Annotated in this window: 12 protein-coding genes; 8 read left to right on the top strand and 4 right to left on the bottom strand. The window is 29.8% G+C overall.

What is annotated here, in order from left to right:
- Positions 1–168 precede the first annotated feature (168 nt).
- Genes Q8S45_RS01345 through Q8S45_RS01335 form a run of 3 tightly spaced genes read right to left on the bottom strand, consistent with a single transcriptional unit; the run spans position 169 to position 3,351 of the window.
- On the bottom strand, positions 169–1,908 hold the full coding sequence (locus tag Q8S45_RS01345) for a M14 family metallopeptidase (protein ID WP_305600527.1): 1,740 nt from the start codon (positions 1,906–1,908) through the stop codon (positions 169–171).
- Between the two features lie 6 nt (positions 1,909–1,914).
- Complete coding sequence (gene coaD / locus Q8S45_RS01340; protein WP_305600525.1) at positions 1,915–2,370, bottom strand: pantetheine-phosphate adenylyltransferase; 456 nt, start codon at positions 2,368–2,370, stop codon at positions 1,915–1,917.
- Between the two features lie 3 nt (positions 2,371–2,373).
- On the bottom strand, positions 2,374–3,351 hold the full coding sequence (locus Q8S45_RS01335; protein WP_305600523.1) for a D-alanine--D-alanine ligase: 978 nt from the start codon (positions 3,349–3,351) through the stop codon (positions 2,374–2,376).
- Between the two features lie 204 nt (positions 3,352–3,555).
- Between Q8S45_RS01335 and Q8S45_RS01330 the strand changes: the two genes are divergently transcribed.
- The 8 genes from Q8S45_RS01330 to Q8S45_RS01295 all read left to right on the top strand — a co-directional run bounded on the left by Q8S45_RS01330 (position 3,556) and on the right by Q8S45_RS01295 (position 10,551).
- Positions 3,556–4,149 (top strand): PASTA domain-containing protein, encoded by a 594-nt coding sequence (locus tag Q8S45_RS01330; protein ID WP_305600521.1) that lies wholly within the window; start codon positions 3,556–3,558, stop codon positions 4,147–4,149.
- Positions 4,150–5,169, top strand: coding sequence for an RluA family pseudouridine synthase (locus Q8S45_RS01325; RefSeq protein ID WP_305600519.1), 1,020 nt, complete (start codon positions 4,150–4,152; stop codon positions 5,167–5,169). It abuts the gene before it with no gap.
- A 1-nt stretch (position 5,170) separates the two neighbouring features.
- On the top strand, positions 5,171–5,797 hold the full coding sequence (locus Q8S45_RS01320) for a CatA-like O-acetyltransferase (protein ID WP_305600518.1): 627 nt from the start codon (positions 5,171–5,173) through the stop codon (positions 5,795–5,797).
- A 78-nt stretch (positions 5,798–5,875) separates the two neighbouring features.
- Complete coding sequence (yaaA, locus tag Q8S45_RS01315) at positions 5,876–6,634, top strand: peroxide stress protein YaaA (protein ID WP_305600517.1); 759 nt, start codon at positions 5,876–5,878, stop codon at positions 6,632–6,634.
- A gap of 310 nt (positions 6,635–6,944) precedes the next feature.
- Positions 6,945–8,342: an arginine decarboxylase gene (locus Q8S45_RS01310; RefSeq protein WP_305600516.1), complete on the top strand. Its 1,398-nt coding sequence runs from the start codon at positions 6,945–6,947 to the stop codon at positions 8,340–8,342.
- Positions 8,335–9,273: an agmatinase gene (gene speB, locus Q8S45_RS01305; RefSeq protein WP_305600514.1), complete on the top strand. Its 939-nt coding sequence runs from the start codon at positions 8,335–8,337 to the stop codon at positions 9,271–9,273. Before Q8S45_RS01310 ends, speB begins: the two co-directional genes overlap by 8 nt.
- The gene (locus tag Q8S45_RS01300) at positions 9,266–10,240 is read left to right on the top strand and encodes a deoxyhypusine synthase family protein (protein ID WP_305600512.1); all 975 of its coding nucleotides are present in this window, start codon (positions 9,266–9,268) and stop codon (positions 10,238–10,240) included. Before speB ends, Q8S45_RS01300 begins: the two co-directional genes overlap by 8 nt.
- Before the next feature lie 8 nt (positions 10,241–10,248).
- Positions 10,249–10,551 (top strand): hypothetical protein, encoded by a 303-nt coding sequence (locus tag Q8S45_RS01295; RefSeq protein WP_305600511.1) that lies wholly within the window; start codon positions 10,249–10,251, stop codon positions 10,549–10,551.
- Positions 10,552–10,601: 50 nt separating this feature from the next.
- Here Q8S45_RS01295 and Q8S45_RS13930 read toward each other — a convergent pair whose 3' ends face one another.
- On the bottom strand, positions 10,602–10,700 hold the full coding sequence (locus tag Q8S45_RS13930; RefSeq protein ID WP_371132950.1) for an IS3 family transposase: 99 nt from the start codon (positions 10,698–10,700) through the stop codon (positions 10,602–10,604).
- Positions 10,701–10,708: the final 8 nt, after the last annotated feature.

Below are 10,708 nucleotides of genomic sequence, written 5' to 3'. Positions count from 1 at the left end.
CATGAAAAACTTAAAGAAAATTTAGAAAACCATATGCAAATGTTAGTTCAAAATCCAGATAGAGTTCAAAAATATTTCAATCATAAAGACATCAAATATGCAGCTTGATAAAATTCCGTTAAATAACCGTCAGGTTAATAGCTTAGAAAAAGTTATTCTAAAAAAAAATCAAAACACTTTATAAATTGGTAATTTTAAATGTGCTGCTTCGTAATAAGGAGAGTTTTTATAAATAAAATCTAATTGAGCTTGGGGATTGTTTGCAAATTCTTTATCAGCGGTAATTTTAGTTTGTAACAATTCTTTTATCTCAGGATTTTTTATTAAAAACTGTTCTGCAATATCTTCAAAAACATATGCAGAATACCCTTCTTTTTCTTGTAAAATTGAATCGAAAAAATTCCAATTAAAAAAAGAATCTATAGCCTCGGCTTCTAATGTTTCAAAAAGATATCGTGCACCATTCTGATTTACAGGAATATAAACATCTCCTTTATTAAAATTAATGGTTTTAGTGGTGGATAAAACTTCCGTATTGTAATGCATATAATGCCCTTCAAACGCTTCATTAATAGTTTTAAAGTCTTTTATAGTTTGTACTTCAACAATTATAGAAGTGTCTTTTTTAAAAATTATATATTCAATTTTGTTGTCATTCAACCGGTCTAAAATTGGCCAAAACCCTTGCTTTAAAATATAAGCTTTTGGAATTGTAATATTTTTTGAAGCCTTAAATTGATTGTAATAATTAATCGGTTTAGTAAAAGGTTTCGATTGGTCGTAAAACAACCTTTTTCCCGTGGTAACCTTGCTATTAATATAACTTCCTTCGTATCCTTTAAATAGAATTGTTGTAAACGCTGCTTCATCTAAGGTAAACTGAATAGGATACGATTTTTGTTCAATAAAATTTGAAACGGCATTTATTCTTAATTCTTCTATTTTGGATGTGTTATTTAACGTAAATTCTATGGCGCTTTCTAATAACGAATAAGTTTGTTCAACTCTTTGTTTATAAGGCTTTAGCATATGTGTTTCAATCATAAAACTAAACGTATTAAACAATGTTGCAAAACCGCTAGAATAACGTGGTGAATCAAAAAATTGACTAAATCCAGTATCGGGCGTTTTACCCCAAACATTTACATAAGGTGTTATTGAAATATCTTTTTTAAGCAATGATTCTTCAATTTGTGGCCTCATTTCGTTCTCTAGAAACGCTCCCAATTTTCCGCCTAATTTATTGTGCTGTGTAAATAAATGAGTAATTGCGTATTGATAATCAGCACCATTACTTACATGAGTTTCAATAAAAACATCTGGATTTATTAAATGAAAAATTTCTGCGAATGAACGAGTATTTTTAGTGTCTGATTTTATAAAATCTCTATTTAAATCGAAATTTCTCGCATTGCCTCTAAAACCATATTCTTTAGGACCATTTTGATTAACACGTGTGGTGCTATTTCTATTAAGGGCACCCCCAATATTGTAAATAGGAATTGCTGCCAATATGAAGTTTTCAGAATTGGGTAGTGTAATTCTATTTTGGACAATGTCTCTAAGTAACATCATAGATGCATCTATACCATCAGATTCTCCAGGATGAATGCCATTATTTATAAAAACGACCGTTTTATTAGCTCTAATTTTCTTAAAATCAAATTTTTTAGAACTGTCATAAACAACCAAATGTAATGGAAAACCACTGTCGGTTTTTCCCATTTCAAAAACAGAAATTTCAGGATGAACGCGAGCTAAGTTTTTATAGAAATCGATAACTTCAAAATAGGTAGCTGTTTCTAATCCACTTGATTTTTCAAAAGTTGTTAAAAAAGTTGAATTTTGAGCATAATTTAAAAAGCTTATAAAATAAAATAAAAAGGAATAAGTACTTTTTTTAATCATTGTATTTTAGTTAATTAGAACACTTTTTGGAACAAAACCAGTTGCATCGCCACCATTTTTAATAACATCTCTAACAATGCTTGAACTAATAAAAGAAGTATCTGCCGAGGTTAGTAAAAATACAGTTTCAATTTTAGATAATTTTCTATTTGTTTGAGCAATGGCTTTTTCAAATTCAAAATCGGCAGGATTGCGCAGCCCTCTTAAAATAAAATTAGCATCAATTTTAGAGCAAAAATCAATGGTTAATCCAGAATAGGTTTTAACAGTTATTTTTGGTTCATTTTTATAATTATCTGTTATAAATTTCAACCGTTCTTCTAATGAAAACATATAATTTTTATCGGAATTAATTCCAATTGCAATTACAATTTCATCGAATAAAGGAAGGGCTCGATTTATGATATCTACGTGTCCCAAAGTTATTGGGTCAAATGAACCGGGAAAAAGTGCTTTTCTCATTTTTTAATATTTTAAAGCCATTTTTACGGCATTATCAAATAAAGCAGGTAACGAAATTCCGGCTGCAGCAGCTTGTTGCGGAATTATGCTTGCATCTGTTAACCCGGGTACTGTATTCATTTCTAAAAAATAGGGCTCGTTGTTAACAATAATATATTCGGTTCTTGTGAATCCTTTCATATTTAGAATTTTATAAACAAAAATCGCTAATTTTTCAATTTTATCATGCATTTCATTTGAAATTCGTGCCGGTGTAATTTCTTCCGATTTCCCTAAATATTTTGCTTCGTAATCAAAAAACTCATTTTCAGTAACAATTTCGGTCATTGGTAGTGCAATAATTTTGTTTTCATATTCCAAAACACCCACAGTCACTTCTATTCCGTCTAAAAAAGATTCAATTAGAATTTGGGTATCTTCTTTATAAGCTTTTTCAATGGCAGTAACCATTTCATTAGCTTGTTTTACTTTTGAAATTCCAAAACTAGAGCCTGCATTATTTGGTTTTACAAAGCAAGGCAAACCAACTTTTTCAATTATTTCTTCAACATTAATAGTTTCTCCCTTGTTAAGATAATAGGAAATTGCTGTTTTAACGCCATATTGTTTTACAACACTTAATGTATCACGTTTATTAAACGTGAGTGCCATTTGGTAAAATGGAGCAGAAGTGTGTTTTAAACCAATTAAGTCAAAATAAGCTAAAATTGTTCCGTCCTCACCTGGATTTCCGTGTATTGCGTTAAAAACACAATCAAAAGTTATATTGGTTCCATTAATTTCAACTGAAAAATCATGTTTATTTATTTGAATTTCTTCATTGAAGTCATCTATTAAAACCCACTTTTCCTTTAAAATATGAACGCGATAAACATTATAAATTTCTTTTAAAATATTGTTGTAAACCACTTCGCCACTCTTTAAAGAAATTTCAAATTCAGAAGAGTAACCACCCATTATTATGGCAATGTTTTTTTTCATTTGTATAGTTTGCATTTTCCTTATAGTACAAACTTACATATTAAAAGGGAAAAAATCGAAAAGTGAAAAACGAAAAAATAAATTCGGGCAACTAAAATCAATCATTCTACCTATAAATTCAATAACTCCAACAATTATGTAAGTTAAAATTTATGAAGTATCTTTGCTCAAAAATTAGAAAAACATATGAGTCTTGTTCAATTTATGAAGTCAAAAGTATTTGGTAAGCAACTTTTAATAGCATTAGCAGCCTTTTTGGTTTTTTCTTTTTTGGTTATATCTTGGCTAAAAATAGCAACAAATCATAATCAAAAAATTGAGGTTCCTAATTTGGTTAAAATGAGTATTGAGGATGTTGAAAACACGTTAGAAGAATACGATTTGGAATATGTAGTAATTGATTCTGTGAGCTATGATCCTAATTTTCCACCTCAATCTGTAATTTCTCAAAGTCCTGAAGCGGGTGATTTTGTGAAAGAAAATAGAAAAATATATTTAAAATTGAATCCGTCTAGTTACTCCATAATTGAAATGCCAGATTTAATGGGTAGAACCAAAAGACAAGCAATTTCGCAATTAATGGCAATAGGATTTAGAGTTGATGAGAAATATGAATATATACCTGATATTGCTGAAGATGTGGTTCGAGGAATAAAATGGAATGGGAGTGCAGTATTTAAAGGAAGTAAAGTTCCTAAAAATTCGATGTTGACTTTGGTTTTAGGCGATGGATACCCAGATGGTGGAAATCCAAATATTGTAAAAGAAGAAGAAATAACCGAGGAAATAGAATTTTAAATGAACGAAGAAGAATTAGAACAAGAAGAATTTTATGAACATTTTAGATATGAAGCTAGTGAAGGTCAAGTACCTTTAAGAGTTGATAAATTTTTAATGAATTTTATTGAAAACGCTACACGAAATAAAATTCAGCAAGCTGCAAAAGCAGGTAATATTTTAGTAAATGAAATTCCGGTTAAATCTAATTACAAGGTAAAACCAAATGATATAGTGAGAGTGGTTTTAGCGCACCCTCCACACGAAAATTTATTAGTTGCAGAAGATATTCCGTTAGATATTTTATTTGAAGATGATCAAGTAATTGTTGTAAATAAACCGGCTGGTATGGTTGTGCATCCTGGTCACGGAAATTACAGTGGTACATTGGTAAATGGTTTAATTCATCATTTCGAAAACTTACCTATAAATGCTAATGAACGACCTGGACTAGTACATAGAATTGATAAAGATACAAGCGGATTGTTAGTTGTAGCCAAAACGGAATTTGCTATGGCTCACTTATCTAAACAATTTTTTAACAGAACAACAGAGCGTTTGTACTATGCAATTGTATGGGGAAATATTGATGCAGAATCTGGAACCATTGAAGGCCATATAGGCAGAAGTTTAAAAAATCGATTGCAAATGAGTGTTTTTCCCAGTGGAGAATTTGGAAAAAAGGCGATTACACATTTTAAAGTTATAGAACGTTTTAGCTATGTTACCTTGGTGGAATGTAAATTAGAAACAGGAAGAACGCATCAAATTAGAGCACATTTCAAGCACATTGGGCATACGTTGTTTAATGATGAACGATATGGAGGCGATATAGTTCTTAAAGGAACCACTTTTACCAAATACAAACAATTTGTTGACAATTGCTTTAAGGTGTTGCCAAGACAAGCACTTCACGCTAAAACACTTGGTTTTGAGCATCCAACAACTAAAAAATTTATGCAGTTTAATTCGGAAATTCCTCAAGATATGATAGATTGTTTAGGGAAATGGAAGACATATACCGAACACCAAAAAGAGTAATATGAAACCGTTCGACACAAATAGTTGGTATCGAAAAAACCAATATGAATTTTTTAAAAATTATCAGGATCCTTTTTTTAATATTACTTCAAATATAGAAGTAACAAATCTCTATAATTTTTGTAAAAAACATCAATTATCTTTTTCGTTGGCGTGTATTTATGTTGCAATTAAGTCTGCCAATGAAATTGAAGAATTTAAATTACGATTACACAACGGACAAGTTGTATTGTTCGATAAAGTGAATATAGGTTCAACTGTTTTAAACGATGACCAAACATTTTCATTTGTAGATTTTAAAATTCAACCTACACTATTTGATTTCGATAAAAATGGAAAAATAGTTTTGGAAGATCATAAATATGGTATCAAAAAGCTGCAAAATGTTGATCAATTGGGGATTATACATTGTTCTATAATTCCTTGGATATCATTTACAAGCTTCAAACATGCCAGAAATGGAGATGAAGATGGTTTAGCAATTCCAAAAATTGTATTTGGAAAACTTTTTAATGAGCAAGAGATAAAAAAAATACCATTTTCGGTAGAGGTCAATCATTCACTGGTTGATGGATTTCATGTTGGTTTATTATTTTCCAAAATGCAAGACTATATAAATAGTTTATGAATATTTGCTAAATATTATATAAACTATAGTAACTTTATCTTTTATAGATTAACTAAAAACCTGAATTAAAATCGTACTATGAAAATAGTTATTTCTCCTGCAAAATCATTAGACTTTGAATCGAAATTACCTACAAAAGAATTTTCTCAGGGTATTTTTTTAGAAGAAGCTGCTAAAATAAACGCAGTTTTAAAAAAGAAAACACCTAAAAAATTATCCCAATTAATGGATATTTCCATTAATTTAAGCGAATTAAATTGGCAACGAAACCAAGATTGGCAATTGCCATTTACCATTGAAAATGCAAGACAATCAATTTTTGCTTTTAAAGGTGATGTATATTTAGGATTGAATGCTTATAATATTCCAGCTGAAAAGTATAGTCAATTACAAAGTAAGTTGCGCATTTTATCAGGGCAATATGGGCTGTTGAAACCATTTGATTTAATAAAGCCTTATAGATTGGAAATGGGAACGAATCTTAAAATAGGAAGAAAAAATAACCTTTATCAGTTTTGGGATTCAAAAATGACACATTCCTTAAATAGCGAAATGGACGAGAATGAAATTCTGGTAAACCTTGCCAGTACTGAATATTTTAAAGCAATTAAAACAAAAATGCTGATAGCCAACGTTATAACTCCTGTTTTTAAAGATTATAAAGATGGAAAGTTAAAAATGATTGGTTTTTTTGCCAAAAAAGCAAGAGGCTTAATGGTGAGATATATTTTGGATCATTCTATTGAAGAAGTAGAAAACATAAAGGGATTTAACTATGAAGGGTATCATTTTGATGCAAATTTATCAACCAAAAGCGAATTTGTTTTTACTCGATAAATTTTAATATTTCTTTAATAATAATGAATTTTTATATATGTTTGCACTTTGTTTTATGAACGAACAAAAATGATAACGTTTTTTTAGTAGCAGCTTAAGCGTAAAGAAGTTATTAAGTTGTTGTAAAGTGTAAATAGTATTAATTATTAAGTTAAAAACTTTTTTTAATTTCCTTTTAAAAATGTACAACATTTCATTGGTTGTAAATCTAAATAAAATTCACTTTGTATTAAGGGTGTAGGTATCCATTTTATGTTAACTAAAAAATTATTTTTTAGTAGTAGATTATACATTTAAATAAAACCTTAAAATGAATACAAGATATATAGATTTAATTAATCAAACATTTGATTTTCCACAAGAAGAATTCACGGTCGATTCTAATAAAAATTTGCATTTTCATGATATAGACACCATGAAATTAGTTGAAAAATATGGCACACCTTTAAAATTTACCTATTTGCCTAAAATTAGTGATAACATTCAAAATGCTAAAAGAATGTTTGAAGGTGCAATGCGTAAATATAAATACAAAGGAAAATATAACTATTGTTATTGTACCAAAAGTTCACATTTTAAGCATGTGTTAGATGAAGCCTTAAAAAATGATATTCATATTGAAACATCTTCAGCAATTGATATTGATATTGTTGAGAGTCTTAAAATAGATGGAAAAATAACGGATAAAACATATGTTTTATGTAATGGTTTTAAGCGTGATGAATACGTTACTAAAATTCAAAAATTAATAAATGCTGGGCATAAAAACTGTATTCCAATAATTGATAATTATGAAGAAATTGGATTACTTACTGAGGGTTTGCGTAAAAAAATAAATATAGGTATTAGAATTGCTTCTGAAGAAGAGCCAAAATTTGAGTTTTATACTTCACGTTTAGGAATTGGTTATAAAAACATTGTTGAATTTTACAGAAGGGAAATAAAAGAAAACAACAAAGTAAGTTTAAAAATGTTGCATTTCTTTATCAATACAGGTATAAAAGACAACGCCTATTATTGGAACGAATTAAATAAATGTTTAAAAGTTTATATTAGCTTAAAACGAATTTGCCCTTCCTTAGACAGTTTAAATATTGGTGGTGGGTTTCCTATTAAAAACTCATTGGCATTTGATTTTGATTATGAATATATGGTTGATGAGATTATTTCTCAAATAAAAAATGCCTGTGAAGACGCTGAAGTGCAAACACCACATATTTTTACCGAGTTTGGAAGCTATACAGTTGGAGAAAGTGGAGGTACTATTTATAAAATTTTATATCAAAAAAAGCAAAATGATAGAGAAAATTGGAATATGATTAACTCTTCATTTATAACCACATTACCAGATAGTTGGGCCATAAATAAACGGTTTGTTTTATTGCCGTTAAACCGTTGGAATGATAATTATGAACGTGTTTTATTAGGAGGTTTAACTTGTGATAGTGATGATTATTATAATTCAGATCAGCATATTAATGCTATTTATTTACCAACGTATAAAGAAGATAAACCTTTGTATATTGGTTTTTTCAACACAGGTGCCTATCAAGAATCATTAGGTGGTTATGGAGGATTACAGCATTGCTTAATTCCACAACCAAAACATATTATTATATCGAAAGATAACGACGGAAAATTAATTTATAATGTATTTAGAGAAAAACAAACAGCAACAGATTTTTTAAAAATTTTAGGTTATGAATAAAAGAACTTATGCAGGAATTCCTGAGCAATATGCTAAATCTGAAACTTCAAAAATAGTTTTAATTCCTGTTCCTTATGATGGAACAAGTACTTGGCAAAAAGGATCTGATAAAGGTCCTGAAGCGTTTCTAGAAGCTTCTGAAAATATGGAATTGTACGATATTGAAACCAATTCTGAAGTGTATAAAAATGGAATTTATTTAGCTGAAGCCGTAACAGAAAATTCGTCGCCAGAAAAAATGGTAGAAGCAGTACATGCGGCAGCAAAAGTATACATCAATAAAAATAGATTTGTTACGTTGGTTGGTGGCGAACATTCGATTTCTATTGGGTCTATTAGAGCTTTTAATGAGTGTTTTGATAACTTAACAGTGGTTCAAATTGATGCACATGCCGATCTAAGAAAAGAGTACGATGGTTCAAAATGTAATCATGCATGCGCTGTTTATGAGGCAAGCCAAACAACAAATTTAATTCAAGTTGGAATTAGAAGTATGGATAAGGCCGAAAAAACCGTAATGGATTTAGAAAGAGTTTTCTTCGCACATGATATGGTTAATGATGATTTTTGGATGGAAAACGCCATCGACTTAATGACAACTAATGTGTTTATTACCATAGATTTAGATGCTTTTGACCCTTCAATTATGCCTTCCACTGGCACACCTGAACCAGGGGGTTTGTTGTGGTATGAAACACTGGATTTTTTAAAAAAAATATTTGCTGAAAAAAATGTAGTTGGTTTTGATATTGTTGAACTTTGCCCAAATAAGCTAGAGAGATCTTCAGATTTTCTTGCTGCAAAATTGTACTACAAAATGTTAAGCTATAAGTTTAAAGATAATGAAGACGATTTAGGAAGAGATTTTGATGAAAATTTTGAAGAATCAAACGGTAAAACAAGTAAATTCGAAGATGAAGATTATGAATAAAAAGGGGGAGATTTCACAATTTATTGAAAAGTATTATTTGCACTTTAATGCTGCTGCTTTGGTTGATGCAGCCAAAGAATATGAAAACCAATTAGCAAAAGGATCCAAAATGCTTGTTTCTTTAGCAGGTGCTATGAGTACAGCAGAGCTTGGGAAAATTTTTGCAGAAATTATTAGACAAGATAAAGTGCAAATAATTTCATGTACTGGAGCAAATTTGGAAGAAGATATTATGAATTTGGTGGCTCATTCTCATTATAAAAGAGTACCAAATTATAGAGATTTAACACCACAAGATGAATGGGATTTATTGGAGAAAGGCCTTAATAGAGTTACTGATACATGCATACCAGAAGAAGAAGCATTTAGACGTTTACAAAAACACATATACCAAATTTGGAAAGATGCGGAAGATAATGGTGAGCGTTATTTTCCTCATGAATTTATGTATAAACTATTGCTTTCAGGAGTTTTAGATCAATATCATGAAATTGATCCAAAAAACAGTTGGATGATTGCTGCCGCACAGGCTAATCTACCAATGGTTGTACCAGGGTGGGAAGACAGTACCATGGGAAATATTTTCGCTTCGTATGTACTAAAAGGAGAATTAAAAGCTAGTACTATGAAATCGGGTATTGAATATATGACCTTTTTAGCAGAATGGTACACAGCTAATTCAGAGAACGGAATTGGTTTCTTCCAAATTGGAGGTGGTATTGCTGGAGATTTTCCAATTTGTGTAGTTCCAATGTTGTACCAGGATATGGAGAGAACTGATACGCCTTTTTGGTGTTATTTCTGTCAGATTTCAGATTCAACAACAAGCTATGGCTCTTATTCAGGAGCAGTTCCAAACGAAAAAATTACTTGGGGTAAATTAGATATTAACACCCCAAAATATATTATTGAGTCAGATGCAACCATTGTTGCGCCATTAATTTTTGCCTATTTATTAAACATGTAAATTTAACCATGAAAAGAGTAATAGTAGATTATAGTAAATTAACAAGTGATATTTTAGATTTATTGGTTGATAAATTTCCAAATGGATATGGTTATAAAGATATTATTGTGTTTAAAAATGCAAAAGGAGAAACCATTCGTGCCGTTGAAGTTACTACAGAAGATACCATGTATTTGGTTAAAATAAGTTTGAAGTTAGAAGAAACTATGGAAGAATACGATAGTGATGAAGATAATTTTGATGAAGTATTTGACGAGGACTTTGATGAAATTGCAGATGAAGATTCTGAAGAACAAGAAGAATTAGATTAAAAAAAACCGCCAATTTTAGACTGCCCCCAAAAAGTTAGACAAATTTATAATTAATTTTGACAATAATGAGCTCGATATTTTATCGGGCTCATTTTGTTTAGATTTGATTTAATTCTTTCGTTATTATAATAGTCTATATATTGTTTGATTTCAAGTT

Origin of the sequence: Lutibacter sp. (assembly GCF_030692605.1) — a bacterium.
In the GTDB taxonomy this organism is placed as follows: Bacteria; Bacteroidota; Bacteroidia; order Flavobacteriales; family Flavobacteriaceae; genus Lutibacter.
Note: the sequence above shows the minus strand (reverse complement) of the source record. Positions and strands in the feature narration are given on the sequence as shown.